General features: G+C 47.6%; 16 protein-coding genes. 15 read left to right on the top strand and 1 reads right to left on the bottom strand.

Translation table 11 applies throughout. The annotated features are described in order from the left end of the window. Nucleotides 1-5 precede the first annotated feature (5 nt). From MELB17_RS17605 to MELB17_RS17590, 4 genes are all read left to right on the top strand, one after another. Complete coding sequence (locus MELB17_RS17605; protein WP_007351678.1) at nucleotides 6-611, top strand: hypothetical protein; 606 nt, start codon at nucleotides 6-8, stop codon at nucleotides 609-611. A gap of 44 nt (nucleotides 612-655) precedes the next feature. Then, nucleotides 656-1,051, top strand: a complete 396-nt coding sequence (locus tag MELB17_RS17600; protein ID WP_007351677.1) for a hypothetical protein — start codon at nucleotides 656-658, stop codon at nucleotides 1,049-1,051. Nucleotides 1,052-1,071: 20 nt separating this feature from the next. After that, nucleotides 1,072-1,857 (top strand): hypothetical protein, encoded by a 786-nt coding sequence (locus MELB17_RS17595; RefSeq protein WP_157133341.1) that lies wholly within the window; start codon nucleotides 1,072-1,074, stop codon nucleotides 1,855-1,857. 78 nt (nucleotides 1,858-1,935) lie between these two features. Beyond that, entirely contained in the window at nucleotides 1,936-2,571 is a 636-nt protein-coding gene (locus tag MELB17_RS17590) for a porin family protein (protein WP_007351675.1), read from the top strand. Between the two features lie 207 nt (nucleotides 2,572-2,778). Here MELB17_RS17590 and MELB17_RS17585 read toward each other — a convergent pair whose 3' ends face one another. Continuing rightward, a complete protein-coding gene (locus MELB17_RS17585) occupies nucleotides 2,779-4,803 on the bottom strand; it encodes a type IA DNA topoisomerase (protein ID WP_007351674.1) in 2,025 nt (674 codons plus the stop codon). 99 nt (nucleotides 4,804-4,902) lie between these two features. Between MELB17_RS17585 and MELB17_RS17580 the strand changes: the two genes are divergently transcribed. From MELB17_RS17580 to MELB17_RS17530, 11 genes are all read left to right on the top strand, one after another. Beyond that, nucleotides 4,903-5,760 carry a hypothetical protein gene (locus MELB17_RS17580; protein ID WP_007351673.1) on the top strand — a complete coding sequence of 286 codons (858 nt, stop codon included), beginning with the start codon at nucleotides 4,903-4,905 and terminating at the stop codon, nucleotides 5,758-5,760. After that, entirely contained in the window at nucleotides 5,757-6,311 is a 555-nt protein-coding gene (locus tag MELB17_RS17575) for a TcpQ domain-containing protein (protein WP_007351672.1), read from the top strand. Before MELB17_RS17580 ends, MELB17_RS17575 begins: the two co-directional genes overlap by 4 nt. A 13-nt stretch (nucleotides 6,312-6,324) precedes the next feature. Beyond that, a complete protein-coding gene (locus MELB17_RS17570) occupies nucleotides 6,325-7,944 on the top strand; it encodes a type II secretory pathway protein (protein WP_036185363.1) in 1,620 nt (539 codons plus the stop codon). A gap of 1 nt (nucleotide 7,945) precedes the next feature. After that, entirely contained in the window at nucleotides 7,946-9,277 is a 1,332-nt protein-coding gene (gene pilO2, locus MELB17_RS17565; protein WP_007351670.1) for a type 4b pilus protein PilO2, read from the top strand. Next, nucleotides 9,277-9,852: a hypothetical protein gene (locus MELB17_RS17560; protein ID WP_007351669.1), complete on the top strand. Its 576-nt coding sequence runs from the start codon at nucleotides 9,277-9,279 to the stop codon at nucleotides 9,850-9,852. The genes pilO2 and MELB17_RS17560 overlap by 1 nt, the downstream gene beginning before the upstream one ends. Nucleotides 9,853-9,867: 15 nt before the next feature. After that, nucleotides 9,868-11,724 carry an ATPase, T2SS/T4P/T4SS family gene (locus MELB17_RS17555; RefSeq protein ID WP_007351668.1) on the top strand — a complete coding sequence of 619 codons (1,857 nt, stop codon included), beginning with the start codon at nucleotides 9,868-9,870 and terminating at the stop codon, nucleotides 11,722-11,724. Further along, entirely contained in the window at nucleotides 11,724-12,812 is a 1,089-nt protein-coding gene (locus tag MELB17_RS17550; protein WP_007351667.1) for a hypothetical protein, read from the top strand. Before MELB17_RS17555 ends, MELB17_RS17550 begins: the two co-directional genes overlap by 1 nt. A gap of 112 nt (nucleotides 12,813-12,924) precedes the next feature. Next, nucleotides 12,925-13,506: a type 4 pilus major pilin gene (locus MELB17_RS17545; protein WP_007351666.1), complete on the top strand. Its 582-nt coding sequence runs from the start codon at nucleotides 12,925-12,927 to the stop codon at nucleotides 13,504-13,506. Nucleotides 13,507-13,604: 98 nt separating this feature from the next. Then, entirely contained in the window at nucleotides 13,605-14,180 is a 576-nt protein-coding gene (locus MELB17_RS17540) for a type 4 pilus major pilin (protein ID WP_007351665.1), read from the top strand. A gap of 14 nt (nucleotides 14,181-14,194) precedes the next feature. Further along, nucleotides 14,195-15,304 (top strand): hypothetical protein, encoded by a 1,110-nt coding sequence (locus tag MELB17_RS17535; protein ID WP_036185359.1) that lies wholly within the window; start codon nucleotides 14,195-14,197, stop codon nucleotides 15,302-15,304. Between the two features lie 150 nt (nucleotides 15,305-15,454). Next, entirely contained in the window at nucleotides 15,455-16,696 is a 1,242-nt protein-coding gene (locus MELB17_RS17530) for a S8 family peptidase (RefSeq protein ID WP_007351664.1), read from the top strand. Nucleotides 16,697-16,751: the final 55 nt, after the last annotated feature.

Below are 16,751 nucleotides of genomic sequence, written 5' to 3'. Positions count from 1 at the left end.
AGATCATGAAAGACGACATCATAGGCGGCATTCAAAATTCTGTTGGCAATGCTATCGATTACTTTCTCAATTTTGGGAAAGAAATTTCGGTGCTTCAAGATGTCTTGCTTACGTTGATCGTACCGGGCGTAGGGATATTGATTTCTGCCGGTGCTGTGCGTGACTTCATGCGAATGAAGAATCCAATACACCAAAACAAAGTTACAACATCGTCAGTCGCAATACGCTTTGTCATAGGCCCAGCAACCGTTCAGCTCGTTATTTTGATGAGGGCGATGGCAGAGTCGGTTTTTGGACATGAAGTGGCCTCCAAGTCAACCATGAAGGCGCTGAGTTACTCGGGGGCGCCCACAGGTGGTGACCCCACGGCAGCACTGCTTATCGTGATTGTGTCCTTTTTGATTTTTGTTGGCTGGGTTACTGCGCTTCGGTCAATGTTGGCGTTCTCGCGAGTAGGTCATCCACAGGAAAACGGGTATCAAATGTTTAGGAGTGGGGCCGCAAGGCTTGTAGCGGCAACATTCTTATGCATGTTTCAGTTTGCATTAGACGATGTGATTGCAAGTTTCACCGGAAAAACTGGGGTATTTTCCAGTCAACTAACACTTTAAAAACCTAAATAACCAATCAAGAACCCAAAACAGGAAGCAATGTAATGATTAAAAAAAGATCCAAAAAATTGAAAATCAGTGTTAGCCAGCGAATGACGAAAGCGTACTTTGCTTTTTTGACGGCCATGATTGTTCCAGGCACAGCATTTGCCCAAACTGCTGCCGGGATCTCGTCGTGGTTCGTTAATATTGGGAAAGAATTCGCAACCATTGTCCCCGTCATTGTTGTGATTCTTGGCTCGGTCGGTGTCGTCATGGCAGGCTTTGGCATTATTTCGGCTGTTATGGCTAAGAAAAACCAACGCCCACTTGAACACCAGGCTTGGCTAATCATTGGTGGCGTCTTGTGCGTATTGCTGGTTCCTTTTGTTATTGCCATTGGCGATTCTCTTTCCGGTGCAAGTTCGGAAAAAGCGGTAGAAGGCTTTTTGGATCAATAACTTCATATAGATGAAAGGGAATGTCATTGAGAACTCCACGCTTCTTTTCGCACCCAATAGCAAGAAAGCTGCTACCTGAAGCGATGGCTGGCAACTTTAAGGCGAAGGCAGAGCCGGTATGGCTGGCAGCGGATTACCGCTGTCAGCTTAGCTATTACGACTACCGTCCAGTACAAGATAACAGCCCATGCTGGCTGATGTTAGAGCCACGGGACCACCTTGGCGCCAAAGGCGAACAAGCCAGGCCGGCGACACCTGAAAGCATCAGTAAGGCTTTCAAAGCCCACGGCGTATCTTCGAAGACAACGCAAGCGATCGATCCGCTTTTATTCTGGGCGCGCCATGTTGACCTTGCACTGGATCATCGCCGAGGGACGCTGATCTTTGCACCCTGGATCACCCAGGGAGAGCTGCTTTCGCTCTTTCGGTGCGCTGCAGTTGGCGCCATACAGCCCAACTTTGCCGGAAGCGCCAGTGCCGGGCAAATAATTGAAGACATTGAGTGCTTCGGAAACGATGAGCTGATGCGTGAGGCGACTGCTACAAGCAGCCTTAACGAGCCATGGAGCGCCGATGAATGGCTAAAAGGTGTGCGCAAGCTCCCGCAAAAAGAGCGCCGCGCATACTTAAATGAGTTTGGCGCCAATCTACGATTCTGGCCTGACCAATCTGTGTTTCGGCCTGTTATTCAGACCTGGAAAGAGCAGGCGGACAAGCATTTAGGCAACCCTCAATCTGATACCGGGAATCCTTGGTTCAGTCATTACATGGAAATGTTCAGTACCTTGCGAAAAAAAACTTCCTAAATCTTGGCTATGTAAACAGCCACAAAAAACACCGATTAAACACAACTGACACTGCCAGTTAACCTCAGAGGTCATACGATGAACTACACAAAATCCAAGCTTATTGGCGCAATTGCTGCGCTTATTATTTGCGCGCCGATGGCGTCAGCGGCACCTACTGTCACGGCTACCGGCTTTTATCTGGGCGCCCAGACTGGGTGGAACGACACCACACTGGAAGGCAGCTCAAGCAACTCGTTAGTAGAAGGAAATTCGGCTTCTGGGGTTTCCGGTGCGGCGTTTGCAGGCTATCAGGCCAAAATTCCAAACGGCATACTTGCCATAGAGGTCAACGCAGGTGCCAGCTCCGCGGAGTTTGAAAAAACAGAAACTGCAGCACGACAGTTGATTACCAGCGATATGTCTTATGGAATCAGCGCGAGATTGGGCACTGACATTGCACGGTCGACACAGTTTTACGGCCTCGTCGGATATCAATCCACGGACTTTGAGCTGACCCTGGAAGATAGCACGCCCGGTTCTGTAGCCAATTTCAAAGACAGCAAGTCATCGGCGGGCGCGAGCATAGGATTCGGTATTCAAGCGCAGATTACAGATGCACTCGCCATGCGCGTACAATGGACCAGAACACTGCACGACGAAAAAACTTTTGGCGACCTGAAATTAGACCCCAGCACCAGTCAAGTAAGCATCGGCGTCATGGGCTTTTTCTAAGCCCACTAGGACAAAAGCCTGCCTCGTTTGTGTGGCAGGCTTTTTATGCCTGGCGATGCGAAGCAGAAGGCGGGTCATTTATGAAGGTGTTATCGTTAAAGCGCAATCTTTGCACCCATGAGTAACGGAGAGGCATTCACTGCACTTAGACGCCTTTTCGCTAAAAGCCGCACTGCTGTGTGGTGCTGTATTGCCGCGCCATACCTCCTACGCCGGTGATTTGGTGTTTGTTTTTAGGGCTGGTGCCCCGTTTTTGTCATCAAGGAATGTATGGCTGCACGCTTCGGTATCGGCTTTGTCTATATGCATCCAGTAGTGGCCTGACGTTTTGCCTTTTCGCCTGACGACGGTTTTTTTACAGCCCGGACAAGGTGCTTCTGGGGCCTTGACAGGAATCACTGGTTTGCCGCCTTCGTCAGAGAGAAATTGAATGCAACCAGCCGCATCACTGGCATCGTGATGCACCCAAAACGTATTGGCTTTCTTTTTACCTTTTGCAGATTTTGAACGCTGCACTACGGTCTTGCCGCATTTAGGGCAGGACTCGCTTTTAACCAATAGTTCGCCTGATAGATTGTGTTCAATGTCTTCTTGCAGCGACTTCAGAACAGGGCGCACTATATTAAGGTAACCCATCGTACCTGTTGAGACCTTATCAAGAGATGCCTCCACACCCTGAGTGTATTTGTAGCTCATGAAGTTAAATTGCTTCAAAGCATCTACGATGTAGAAACCGTTGGGCCCTGGCCGAAGGTTCGGAGTTTTGGATTTGCCATCTGTGTCTAACGTGATGTATCCGCGTGAAGTGATATTTTGAAAAATGGCGGAGTAAGTGCTTGGCCGGCCAATCCCCGCGCGCTCAAGTGCGACAGTCAAGCTGTGTTCGTTGAAGCGGGATGGTGGTTTTGAAAAATCTTCCTTGGTTGTGACCATGCCAGAAAATACAGTGCCTTTCTTCAGTAGAGGTAGTGGTGTGTCTTTGGTCGTGTTGATCTCTACTTGTGCGTATTTGCGCCACCCTAAACTGCTAATGACTTTACCTGAAATCATATAGGTAGGGTTTACCGGATTGCCAAAGCGGTCAGATACAGTCTTGTGAGAAGAAAAAAGCATTTTTGTCACTTGATCAATGCCAGCTGGCATAACACTGAGCATTGCGCGTTCACGTATGAGTGAATAGAGATTTTGCTCAGCTGTGTTTTGCCCAGCAACCGGTACAGAAACGTCGGTGGGCCGGATAGCGCCGTGCGCCTCCTGTGCTCCCGCCTTTGACTTGAACTTAGGGATGGTTGTTGTAACAGGGATGCCCTCAGACGTTAAATACGCCTGAATTCTTGCGTTATCCTCTTCGGACAGATTTCCATTGTCTGTCCGGTGATAGCTTATCAGGCCTTGCTCATAAAGCTTTTGCGCCGCCGCCATGCTTTCTTTTGAACCCATCCCAAATACTTTGCCGGCTGCCGACTGCATTTCCACGGTCGTAAACGGTGCCTTTGGTAGTACATTTGAGGGCTTTTCCTCCAACCGCCCAAGGGTGACCTGTTGTGGGCCCAAGAAGGGTTGGGCTTGCGCCTGAGTCCATAGGCTGTCCTTTTCAGCCACAAATGGGCGAATATCGAGCTTCGCCTTAACCTCTGGATGATCTGCCAAGGCAAGAGTTACGGACTGAAATGCCTTGGGGATAAATGAGGTTATTTCGCGTTCGCGGTCCACAACAATTCGCACAGCTACCGACTGCACACGCCCAGCAGATAAGATAATGCCGGACTTCCGACACAAGGCAGGGGATACCAGGTAGCCAATGAGGCGATCAAGAATGCGCCTGGCCTCTTGCGCGGCTACAAGGTTCGTATCGATTTCCCCAGGGTTCGCAAAGGCCTTCTGGATTTCGGTTTCCGTTATCTCGTAGTACAGCACCCTTTCTACATTGTCGGGCAGTTTTAACGAAGCCTTTAAATGCCACGCAATCGACTCGCCTTCACGGTCTGCGTCAGTCGCAAGAATTGTCTTTGCGCACGATTTAGAGAGCCGAATTAGGTCAGTTACGATTTTTTTCTTCTCAAAGGATATTTCGTAGGTTGGTGCCAAAGTGTCCAGATCAACCCCAAGCTCATTCTGGGGCAGGTCGCGGATATGGCCAATAGACGCTTTAACGATATACCCACTGCCTAGAATCTGTTGAATTTTTTTGCTCTTGGCCGGCGACTCGACGATCACGAGTACATCTGACATAAATTTTCCTAGTTTTTTGTGTGTTCAAGCCATTACAAACTTCGCATGAGGTATTATAAGCCCAACTAGGCAGATCAACGGGAATTAAACAGGATTAGCATGAAGAAACCAATTGCGACTGCAATAACGTTAGTAATAGCAGGGACATTCCTCGCTGGCACAGCCCAAGCAGCCTTCCAGATAAAAAAAGATCAGCCTTCAGTTAGCGAGGCCACTACGGTTTTTGATCAGTCTGAATATTCCGTCTGGGTTGATAATACGTATTTAGCTCTTCACGAGTATGGAAAACACGGGTATACGGAGTCAGCCCCTAGCTATGGTGACCCCATGCCACTGGCGGACGCCTTAAAGATTTTGGTACCGCAAAGCTGGAAGGTTTTGCGGGCCAAGAACCTGGAGCAAGACGGTCAGCTATTAGTGAGCTGGGACATGAAGGACGCAACCTGGATAGACGTACTTAGCAACCTTGGTCAGCGTCACGGCATGCAATTTCATGTTGACCACAACCGAAACGAGGTTTTCATTAAGGATGGTCGTCGCTTGGTCTTCGATCGCCCTGTTGATTACGGTATGGAAGAGCAATACCCCCGTGCAGGTACTCAGCGAGTCGGGCAAAGCAGCCAAACCACAATTTCTAGTAACGCTGATGTAAGAGCTTCAACAACCTCAATTTCCCCAATGTCTAGCCGTGAGATCAAGCCAAGCACAGACAGTGCATTCACGATCTATACCGGTGATTCCGCTGAGGCTGTGATGCGCGACCTGGCCCTCATCTTTGGCTATGAGACTACGCATTGGTTGATTGACCCCCAGACAGTAAATGAAACCATCACGTTTACCGGGAATAAGACCCAAATAATGGCCGAAGTGGCTAAAGGGTTTGGTGGGCGAATCTGCCTTTATGACACCGACATGAATGCCGCAATTGTTCCGAAGACTATGGAGTGCCCACAATGAAAATTCTTGTCTCGGCCGGAATGCTTTGCATTGCTGGTCTGTCGCCGTTCGCGGTTGCTGGTGTTGATACTACCGACAATACGATCCTTCCCTACGGTGTGATTGATGAGCCAGTCACGATGGCTGACGTCGAGGCTAATAAACTGCCTTATAACCCGATAGCTAATCCTTTGGAGCCGAGTACTCCAAACCACTTGCCATCCGTTGAGCGTGTATCGGCAGGATTTCCGGAGGCCATGCGCGGCACTCGCGGAATAATGGAAGCGACAGCCGCTGCGGAACAAGATGAAGTTGTTGAGTTCTTTATTCTAAAAGGCGAGAAGTTGCGTGAAGCAATGGAGCGCTGGACTAAAACAGTTGGTTACGAGCTGGTCTGGCAGCCACGGCCAGAAGATGGCGATGTCCGCTTCGCCGCAAACCAGTCGTTCACTGGAACGTTCGCTGAAGCAACAGAAGATTTTTTCAGCATCGTGCGCCAACAAACTATTTTTGATGCCAAGTTCCATGGCAACGGTGTGTTGCGTGTATTCGTAGCCACTGCACAGCGTTAATTCGGAGAACTCAATGAAGCGTTTTTTACTAACTACATTGGTATTGGCCAGCCTTGGCCTCAGCGGGTGTGCAACCTGGTACCCAGAAACGAAGGCAGATAAGCCATCATACTTGCCGTCAGCACAGTCGCTCAAGATGCAGAAGCTGGCAGCAGACAACCGTCTCGCTCAGATGAGCGCTTTTCAAACTGACACTCCGTGGTTAATCGCGGGCACGGTTGTTGAATACGAGCAGTATCCGACACTGAAACGCAAGCTTGTAGAAATTGCGCAATATAATCGAACGCTACCCGAGATGGTTAGCCGCATTGCAGAAAAATCGGGAGTAAATATTTTTCTGGCCTCCGATTTGTATCTCTCGCCTAATGAAGATGTGCAGCGTGTTGGAACTGACCTTGCAAACGCTGTTGGTGTTGACTCGACGGGAGTAGGTGCAGGCATCGATGATGGAAATGTCTTAACTCTACTAGGGTCTGCCTCATCGAATGGTGGTACACGTTTTACTGCGCCACTTGAACAGCGAATCTCTATTGTTGTCGATGGCAGCGCATCTGAACTTATCGAAAGCGTCGCAACTCAACTAGGTATTGCCTGGAAGTATGATGAGGCCCGAAACCGGGTTACGTTTTACCGGTTAACGCGAGAGAATTTCCAAGTTTTCTTCCCAGGTCTTGCTAAAACTAAAATTGGCATGGGTGGCAGCTCAGAAGACTCTGTTATCAACCAAACCTCTGAAATGGAACTGCAAGGCGGCGATTGGGAAGAGATCAGCGACGGAGTACAAACTCTTCTGACATCGTTTGGTGAAGCAACTATTATAAAATCGACGGGCAACATCATAGTCGTTGATACGCCAGAGTCTATGGAAGAAATCACATCTTTCATAGAAGATATCAATGACGTTTATGGACGTCAGGTGCATCTTCAGATTAGAACCGCGTCTGTAACAGTTGAAAATGCCAACGATTTCAATTTGACGTGGAATAATATTCTGAACACCGTTAATAATGGCGATTTTGATGTTGGTCTTAATAGCGCCGCTGTTTCCACCGCTGCAAATCCAAATATATTAAATGTGATCCGCACATCTACTGGCGCTTCTCTTGCCTTAGAAATGCTTGCACAAGAAACGGAATCTACAGAGATCAATGAGCAGTCAGTAACGACGTTGAGCAATCAGCCGGCTAGCCTCAAGGTATTGTCTGAAACTGGCTACATTAGCGGTATTTCTCAACAAGAGACTTCTGGTGACCTGAATAATGTCATTAGTGACGTCGAGGTTACAACAATTACAACGGGATTTGATGCAACATTAGTCCCCCGGGTAGTAAGTGATTCAGTTCTTCAGTTGCAGGTTGCTTTGGAGCTATCAAATAACCTTCAACTGATCAATTTTGATTCCACCATTGTTCAGACACCTACGCGCAACCGAAATACAGTTGTTCAAAGAGCATGGCTACGTAACGGTGAAACATGGATTTTGGCAGCCTTTAATTCTGAGAAAACAACGAATAAAATCAGCGGGACCGGATCTGCAGGGTTCTGGGGATTGGGTGGCGGAACCAGCAAAAGTAACAATCAGCAAGTACTTCTGATTATGATAACCCCTCACATTCAAGAAGGCATGTTCTGATATGAGTGTCATTGCGCTTACGGATTCGGCCGGTGGTGCGAGCGTTGACTGCATCGCAGAGCTCATATGGGATACCGTCAATAAAAACGACTGGAAAATTCAAAAAAAACAGGCACTGAATGATAAGTCGCTTGTGGTTGAAATACCAATAATTAGGGGAGCCGGAAGCTCTTTAAACGTCGGCATTCTGAATTCTAAATCGGGTAGTGGAAAAGTAGGAAATCCCTCTATTGCAGCATGGGTTGCTCGATCATTTCTGTCCGGGACAGTTATCGCAGCAGAGCATGTAAAGCAGGATGGTGTTGACACAGTTTGGTTTTGCGCCGTACGTGACGGACAAGTAATTGCTGGAACAGACATTACGGGCGACATAAGCGAAATCGACGAGCGTGTAAACGAAATCTTTGAAATGATTTCGACGGAAGACGTCGGGTTTATGGGTTCCGCTTGCGGTGAGCTCACTGCAAACCAGATAGGAGAAGTTGAAGCACAACCGCTTCTTTTTAACTTGTCAGGAAGCCTAAAAAAGAAAGCCTTAGTAAGAGGAGGCTCGTCAGGAACAACCTCTCAAAAAACGTTGGTTATCATTGCGGTTTTGTGCACGATTCTGGCGATTGTTGGTGGGTCTTTTCTCTACATTTCGTTTAGCAGTAGCCAAAATACAGCAGAGGAAGCACGCAAGCGGAAAATACTGCAAATGCAGATGGCTAAAACTGAATATGCGGCGCTATTAGTTGAAACGGCCAAGAAAGCCCAGGGAGGGCTACTATTGCAAAGCCTATTAAGAGAAAGAGTTGGCAAACTTGAAGCTAAACTCGGCGGATGGGTCTTACAAACAGGCGCTTGTGAAGCGCAAAAGTGTACGGTTGGGTATCTAAACACAAATCTCACTGACCCAGCGGTTTTGCGCGAAGGGCTTGAACAGAATTGCGATGAAGTTTTGGTGTCGATGGATGGGACTCAGGGATCATGCATGTTTGGTTATGGTTTTGGCATTCTTGATGATGAGAATATCAAAACTCCAGAGTTCATGGAGGATGCCGACGTAAACCAATTCAGACTGGCCCTCATGCAGTATGCTCGTTACTTTGAAGGCTCAAGCTATGCAATAAGTGCTGCTTCCGAAGTGATGTTTTCAAAAAAAAATCTGCTAGGCAGTACAAATGTATTTCACACCGGGTCATGGGCATTGAATGTGCCGCTTGCACAATACCCTTATGCAATAGATTTGCTGCAAAACCTGAATTCTATTTCAGTTGATAAAGTAGACCTAAACTGGGGTGGAAAAAACATTGAAATTAAAGGTCTATATTTTAAAGAAGGAATCCGCTAATGAGAGTATTAGTTAAAACGTCAGTGATAATGTGCTTTGCATTTTCGGTTGTTGGTGGGTCTGCACAGGCTGAAAGTGTGGAAGATTACATCCTGAAGCAAACGCACCTGGAAACGCTAGACCACTCGATTGAAAGATATAACCGACTTATTACGTTAAGTGAAGCTGAATTTAAGCTTGAAAACGTAGGCAAAGAAACGGTGCGTACAGCGCCAGATCAAGGCGCCGGTAAATCGCGCTTCTTTGCTCCGTCAATGCAAAATCAATTTAGTGATGAAACCGGTGGTGAAAAACGGCGACAGCTAACGGCTGAAGAAGAGCAATTTGAAGCAGAACGAATTGCTAAAGAAAAAGAACTTGGCTTGATGGGCAATGCCACTATCGTAGAAGTCTTCAGGAATAATGGTTCAGGGAGTAACTACGGTGCTGTATTAGAGGTCAAGGGCCGATCTATACAAGTTCAGCCTGGAGATTTAATATCAAAGTGGAAAATTGCGAAAATTGGTCTTGACGAAATTACAGTAATTAATGAGCGCTATAATGGAGCCACAGTTCATATCAAGCAAATCCGGTAACCTGAGGCTTAGTTAATGTCATCTAAAGGTGGAGTCAAGAAGTCGTTGGGCGAGGTCTTAAGGGACCTCAACCTAATCAGTGTGGATGACTTGAATCGTGCTCTGAAAAAGCAAGCAGAGTACAACGCGAAGCGCCCCGATAATAAGGTCCGAATTGGCTCCATTTTAATCGCCAATAAGCTTATAACGCAAACCCAACTGCAAGAAGCACTGAAAGTACAAAATAAAAGAAAGCAGTTTGAGTTTAAAACAAAAGGTGAGCTTGAAGATATATATGGTCGCCTTAATTATCAACTAGAAGCAGCTGGGACAAAAGAGCCATTTGTCGATAGTGAACATGAAGCGGAAGTGATTGTTGCCGAAAGTCCTAGCTCCGGTCATCCGTTTATTCTTGTAACAATGAGCTTCCAAGAAACGAATCTGAATGCGCTACTTGCGGTTCGTCGGCGTGTTACTAAAGCATACAGCGCAGAAGACAATTCAAAAGTCGAATTGGTTACTCTTCATGCCACGAAAGACGTACTGATTCTGTACAGACAGCAAAAAGGATTATCGAACGATACTGGTGAAGATGGCTCACAAACGGATGCTGAATTAGAGTTTGAAAACTTAGTTAAGCGTGCTTATGAAGCAAAGGCGGTAGATCTACACTTTTTCCGTCGTAGTGATAACTGTCGTGTTCGGTTTCGAGTATGGGGATCTATGCGTGACCATGAAGACTGGGAGCCAAAAAAAGCGGACGACATATTAAGCGTGGGCTTCAGTTCTTTTGGTAAAGGTGGGAAACATTCGCACTGGAAAAGCAATATCAAACAGCGGATACGAATAAAGGTCACATATTCACAATTCATAACGCTTGATTGTCGCTATGAGCACGCTCCTGGTGATGATGGTGCATATCACGCCTGCATACGAATTCTGGCTAACGATAGACGGGATATCGACAAGCTAATAAATCTCGTGAATCTGGGCTTTACCACGGCGCAGGCGAAAAGCATTGAATCCGCAGCGTCAGCGGCGTCCGGTATGGTTATTTTAGCTGGACCAACCGGTAGCGGTAAAAGCACCACACTTGCCGGCGTCGTGAAATATTTGAACCGGAACGATGACGTAAACATATTGACGGTTGAGTCACCTATTGAGCGCGAGCTTCCGGCTTTTCAAATAGCAGTTTCTGACGATGATAATGCAGACCCGAAAGAATTTGCCATGGCAATTAAGAGCAATTTACGAAGGGACCCTGATTGTATGATGGTCGGAGAAATCCGGGATCAAATGTCGGCGTCTGCTGCAGCAACAGGTGCGCAGACGGGACACACTCTCTTAACCACTGTTCACGCTCAAAGTGCCATTGAGATTGTGGAGAGGTTATCCAGCCCGGCGCTTGGACTGCCTGCTCAAACAATTGGTTCGCCATCTTTTATTTCAATACTTATTTTTCAAATGCTGCTACCTGTCATGGATTCAAAATCAAAAACCCGCTTAACAGCAGGAAACATTGACGAGCACCTAACAGCGGAAGAAAAAAACCGTTTACTAGCACTTGTTCCAGATTTTGACGCCCATGAAATATGTGTAAGGGGAACGAGCAGAGAGTTTCCCGAAGGTATTGCAGAAATGACTATTTGCGCTGAGGTAGTGGTTCCAGACCTGAAAATGCGCCGGTTGTTTCGTTCTTTAGACCTATCTGAAGCGCTCGAACATTGGTTGTCTCTCGGACGCGAAAAGAATCAAGGACTACCACTGGACAACCAAGTAACAGGGCTTACCGCCGCGTCACACGCTGTCAGTAAAATGCTATCGGGAATGATTGATCCGAGAGATATTGAGGGCTCATTCGGCCACCTAAACTTGCTGAGTAATAACTTCTAATGAAAACAAAATTAGCCGCATTTTTCCAGAATATACCAGCCCAAGATCGTGTCGAATTTTACGGGTTTCTCCGAACTCTTCTCGAATCGGGAATGAACTTGCAGAATGCATGTGGTCTTGTTGCGTCAACTCTCGAGGAGCAAGCTGCGACCCGAATACTGGGAAAAAGTCGCATCTTAAAAGTTGCGAAGCTCTATCGGTATGCTGAGAGTGGTCTTCGCGGAGGGCAAACGTTGCACGATCTACTTACCGACCGGGTACCTGAAGCGGAGGTTATGATGCTCATGGCTGGCAGTAAAGGCAGCCTTTCGGATGGATTGAAAGCCGCAGAGCGCGCAGCCCATGGAAGTTCGGTAATACAGGACACCTTTATAAAAGGGCTTCTTTACCCCGTTGGTATGGGAATAGCCGTTGTAGTGTCCATGTACTGGATCGGCAATAACTTGCTTCAGACGCTGATCATGTTGAAGCCTCTCGAAAAGTGGGAACCTACCGAACAGAGTTTCTACTGGGCAACTCAGAACATAGGAATATGGCTTCCAATAGCCTTGCTTGTCATCACTGGCTTGATCCTTCTTACGTATTTTACCAACAAACTCGTCGTTGGTGATGTTCGTGAAAAACTGCACAGCATTCCGCCTCTTAACGTCATTCGGCAAACGACTGCTGCAACACTGTTAACAACTCTTTCAAGTTTAATCTTGGCGGGAGAAACCATACGTGGCGCCCTTAATCGTATGGAAGAGTCGTCGGCGTCTGCTTACATGGTTCATTACATTCGTCTCGCCCTTATCAACATCCGAGTGGGCTTGGCCGCGAAGGGTCCAGGCAAAGCGCTTGCCTCGAAACTTTTCACACCTTGGATCATCGTAAAACTGGAGATCTATAGTCGCGGTGAGGCAGATCAGTTTGCGCATAAGATGACCGAAATTGCGGACGATGCTCAGCAAAACGCTGTTAAAACGATGCTGGGATTCTCGAAGCTAATCGGCAACGTAATGCTGATTGTGGCGGCCACCGTGATTGGGTTCACCGTTACCACCATGTACTCGATCACCGGAAGCATTCAATCAGGAGCAGGAATGTAGCAGATAAAATCACCCTAAGTGTCATTGGGAGGGTTAGATAGGATTCGAATAGAGTGGTTCATGCGAAATCTCGCTGTGTTAAAAGTTATCGTTAACCTAAAAGGTATTGGACATGCGTACAAATGATTTTAAAACTATGAAAAATGGGTTCCGGAAGAGCGTTCGTGGTTATGCATTGACTGAATTGCTCTTGGTTCTGGGTATTATTGCTTTGGTTCTCGGTGCTATAGCCGCAATTGCGGTAACCACGAGTGCGGGCCAGACGGCACAGAATGAATCACGCCTTATTGATAGTGCCGCAAATAAAATCCGAACAATCTACAGCAGTCAGCCTGATTTTTCCGGTCTAAACAACACTGTAAGCACGCAAATCGAAGCATGGCCAACGAGCATGGTGTCCGGTCCAGCTGCCATCTTTAACTCTTGGGGCGGCGCAATCAATGTGGTTTCTCCTGCAACGGCTGTGTCTGGACAGGTTGCAAGTCGACTTTTCTCAATTGATTCCGAAAACGTAAGTCAGGACTCCTGCGCTGATCTAGCAACAGCCAGCACTACGGCTCTGGGTATCTCAGTTGCTGGCACCCCCGTTTATGAGCGTGGCGTTCCTGCGTTGGACCCGGTTGATTCTGCCGGCGCCGCCGCAGCCTGTGGTGAAGGCGTGACCATCATGTTCACCTACGGAAAAAATAGCTGATTAACTGGATAGTTTATTGACCACGGCAGGATTCGCTAAACGGCCCCTGCCGTCTTTACGTTATCACCGATGTTGCGGATGCGAAGGCTAAAACGATCATGAAAACCAAAACTTCCATTTCTGCCGGAAAAAAACAACAGCGTGGATACATGCTCACGGAGTTGCTGCTTACTGTTGCCATAATTGCTGTCGTTCTTTCGGGCATAGCTGGGGTTATCGCAACCCAATCTGCGACCCAAATTAGTCAGCGTGAGGGTGGCATCATCCAGATGGCTATTAATGATTTACGGCTTATTTTCCGAAGACAGCCGAGCTTTATCGGCTTTAACATGGCAACCAGTACACAGGTTCGATTATGGCCAACGAACCGTGTGACTGCGCCAGGCGTTGTGTCGAGCGCGTGGGGCAGTAATATCAATTTCGTCGTTGACGGAGCCTTAGATCCCTCTAACCAAACAATGCGCGCTGATATAGAAGATGTTCCCCAAAAGGGCTGTTCTGATTTTGCATCCTATGCATTTAGTGCCTCACGAATTGCAATAGATGGGCAGGTTGTTCTCAATACTACCGGTTTTGGCCCGCAGTTAAATCCAATTGACATTGTGGCCGTTGCAGCACAATGCGATAGCGCGCCAAGTGATGTGTCAATTTGGTTCACCAAAGACTATTTCTGATCAGGACATCCGCCATGAAAAAGCTCAATCCCCGTTCTAACGCCGGTTTTGCGTTGGCGGAACTTATGCTGACAATGACCGTTGCTGCGGTGTTTTTCGCGGGCGCGGCAACGTTTATATCCAAGCAACGCACAGAGCAGGCCGCTAACGAGCAGGCTATGTGGATTGCGCAGTACGTGAACGGTTTGGCTGCGTATATGACCATCCAGGGCGTGACACCACCAGCAACACTCACGGTAACCGGAACGGATTGGCTGAAGAGTACCGTGTGTGGAGGCTTACAGCCGCCAAGTGATTACCTTTTATCGTGCGATATCCCGACTAACTTCAACGGTTCCTACGGCATGCCTGCTCCGTCTGTAACGTTTGACTGGAGCGTTCCTACTGGGCCCCGGGCAGACATCACATTTGGATCGGTAAGATCTGGAGGATTACCAAGTGCAAAAATTGCTGCACTTCTTGCCTCAAGCATTAATAGTCGCCTTGAAGTAGATGGCTACATTCACGCGAGCGTATTCTCTATTGATGGCGGTATTGACCCGGTAGCTAATCCTGGTGCTTTTCGAGCTTCCATAATTGCGGCCAACCTAACAGGGTCAATCACTAGCTCAATTACATCGACAGTGTTTGTCCGTCGTGACGGCAATACAGTGATGAAAGGTCCACTGGTTACCGAGCACGATAACTGGGCGATGATCGCACGAGATGAAGCTGGCAACGAAAACGCCGCGGCTCAAAGCAATATTGCGAGCGCCAACGTAAATGATGTGTATGTACGATCCAATGCGGCCTGGGCATCCGAAACCCACGCACTCGCTGAAGAAGCGTATCGCTTAGCTGTTCGTACCCCTCAATTTATGACAGAAGTGCCGAGCGCAACGATTATTCCTCAGCCATCGTGCCCGGCAGGCCTAACCGCGCAGATTTTTACCTACCCTGTGATTTTTGTGGGCGGAGCATCAACAGCCAGTACCCGCTTCATAGCCGGTATACGGACGCCGGTTGATATCGTTAGCGCTGCAACCTGGAGGGTGCGAATGTTCATCTTGTACGAAGGCAGCGCCTCGTGGGAAGAGGCGCCATCTGACATGGGGCGCATAAGCGTGACCACTCGCTGCTCATAAAATTGGACGTTAAAGGCGCCACGCTCGCAAGGGTTGTGGCGTTTTTCGTGTTTCATAAAAAAATATAATTGTCAATATGCTTGCGATAATAAATTGCCAGAGTATACTAGATAGTAAGCTAATAATTCTCATACGCAACAAGGTTAACTTATGAAAACTACATTAATTAGCATGGCCATTTTTGCAGGCACACTGACACTTGCAGGTTGTGGTGGTGGTGGTGGTGGCGGTGGCTCATCACAAGGTTCTACAACAACACCTGTAACACCAACACCCACGGTCGTTAACGGCGATGCCAAGAGCCTGATCAACGCTCCATCCACACTGAGAGCAATAAATGTGGTTGTCGCTATTGCTGATTCTGGAATCAACGACAGTCATGATGAGTTTGTTGGGACGAGCATTGATGGGCGAAGCGGTGCGTTTGTAACAAATGATCCGCTGGATGCCGACTGGGATTCAACCTATAAATATTCACAAGTATATTCCGATGGCTATGAGCCGGAAGGAACTGGCGGCTTGGTGTCTCACGGTACTGCGGTGGCTTCCTTAATTTATGGGAAAGATGCCGGCTTGCTTTCGGATAGCACGCTACTGGCAATGGACGTTTTGTACTCCGGGTCATTAGCTGATAACGATTTTGATCCGGCAGGTGGGTCGCCAAATGCGCTTGCAGGAATCCTGGCTACCGCAGATTTCGACAAAACGTTTGCTGTCGACTTTTTGAACCTTTCTATTGACGGAACTGGAACATACCTAAACGTAGCTACCTTTGGAAATTCAGAGAAAGCCGTCTATGATGAATTTGAAGTGTCAAATTCTGCGATAATCGGAGCCGCAGGAAACGCTCAACTGGATCTTACTGAGATTTATGCGAGCAGTACTTCTGCATGTCCGGAAGATCCTGACGGGAGTTTTTCAGGAGACCCACAAGGGTATGCTTACGAAAGATGCTACGCCTTGAAATACGATCGTAATGAAAAAACACTTATTCCTTATACGAATGATAATCTTCGTGACACTCTCATCATGGTTGTAGCCGTGGATAATAGTGGGTCTATTGCCAGCTTTTCAAATCGCCCAGGTACTGACATAACCATTCAAGAGCGTTTCATTGCTGCTCCAGGAGTGAACTTGTCAGTGGCAAGCCATAGTTCTAACAGTGGTTTTATACGTAAATCTGGAACGTCATTTGCAGCACCTTTGGTAACCGCAGCAGCAGCAGCTGTCAAATCAAAGTTTTCATCCCTGACAAACAGAGCTGTATTACAGGTTCTACTGAACACAGCTGATAATAGCTTTGCCGGATACAAACCTGAGCTACACGGTATGGGTATCCTGGACATTGAGGCGGCCCTGAACATAGATCCGAGCAACTACATTACACCCTAACCCACAGTAGAAAGTGCAAACACTAAGCGCCCATTTTTGGGCGTTTTTTTGTATT

This window comes from Marinobacter sp. ELB17, from assembly GCF_000169375.1.
Lineage (GTDB): Bacteria > Pseudomonadota > Gammaproteobacteria > Pseudomonadales > Oleiphilaceae > Marinobacter.
Note: the sequence above shows the minus strand (reverse complement) of the source record. Positions and strands in the feature narration are given on the sequence as shown.

Coding starts and splice junctions, on each gene's coding strand:
- MELB17_RS17600 (WP_007351677.1), top strand. CDS start 656: ATGATTAAAAAAAGATCCAAAAAATTGAAAATCAGTGTTAGCCAGCGA.
- MELB17_RS17585 (WP_007351674.1), bottom strand. CDS start 4,803: ATGTCAGATGTACTCGTGATCGTCGAGTCGCCGGCCAAGAGCAAAAAA.
- MELB17_RS17540 (WP_007351665.1), top strand. CDS start 13,605: ATGAAAACCAAAACTTCCATTTCTGCCGGAAAAAAACAACAGCGTGGA.
- MELB17_RS17550 (WP_007351667.1), top strand. CDS start 11,724: ATGAAAACAAAATTAGCCGCATTTTTCCAGAATATACCAGCCCAAGAT.
- MELB17_RS17590 (WP_007351675.1), top strand. CDS start 1,936: ATGAACTACACAAAATCCAAGCTTATTGGCGCAATTGCTGCGCTTATT.
- MELB17_RS17545 (WP_007351666.1), top strand. CDS start 12,925: ATGCGTACAAATGATTTTAAAACTATGAAAAATGGGTTCCGGAAGAGC.
- MELB17_RS17560 (WP_007351669.1), top strand. CDS start 9,277: ATGAGAGTATTAGTTAAAACGTCAGTGATAATGTGCTTTGCATTTTCG.
- MELB17_RS17570 (WP_036185363.1), top strand. CDS start 6,325: ATGAAGCGTTTTTTACTAACTACATTGGTATTGGCCAGCCTTGGCCTC.
- pilO2 (WP_007351670.1), top strand. CDS start 7,946: ATGAGTGTCATTGCGCTTACGGATTCGGCCGGTGGTGCGAGCGTTGAC.
- MELB17_RS17605 (WP_007351678.1), top strand. CDS start 6: ATGAAAGACGACATCATAGGCGGCATTCAAAATTCTGTTGGCAATGCT.
- MELB17_RS17580 (WP_007351673.1), top strand. CDS start 4,903: ATGAAGAAACCAATTGCGACTGCAATAACGTTAGTAATAGCAGGGACA.
- MELB17_RS17575 (WP_007351672.1), top strand. CDS start 5,757: ATGAAAATTCTTGTCTCGGCCGGAATGCTTTGCATTGCTGGTCTGTCG.
- MELB17_RS17530 (WP_007351664.1), top strand. CDS start 15,455: ATGAAAACTACATTAATTAGCATGGCCATTTTTGCAGGCACACTGACA.
- MELB17_RS17555 (WP_007351668.1), top strand. CDS start 9,868: ATGTCATCTAAAGGTGGAGTCAAGAAGTCGTTGGGCGAGGTCTTAAGG.
- MELB17_RS17535 (WP_036185359.1), top strand. CDS start 14,195: ATGAAAAAGCTCAATCCCCGTTCTAACGCCGGTTTTGCGTTGGCGGAA.
- MELB17_RS17595 (WP_157133341.1), top strand. CDS start 1,072: ATGTCATTGAGAACTCCACGCTTCTTTTCGCACCCAATAGCAAGAAAG.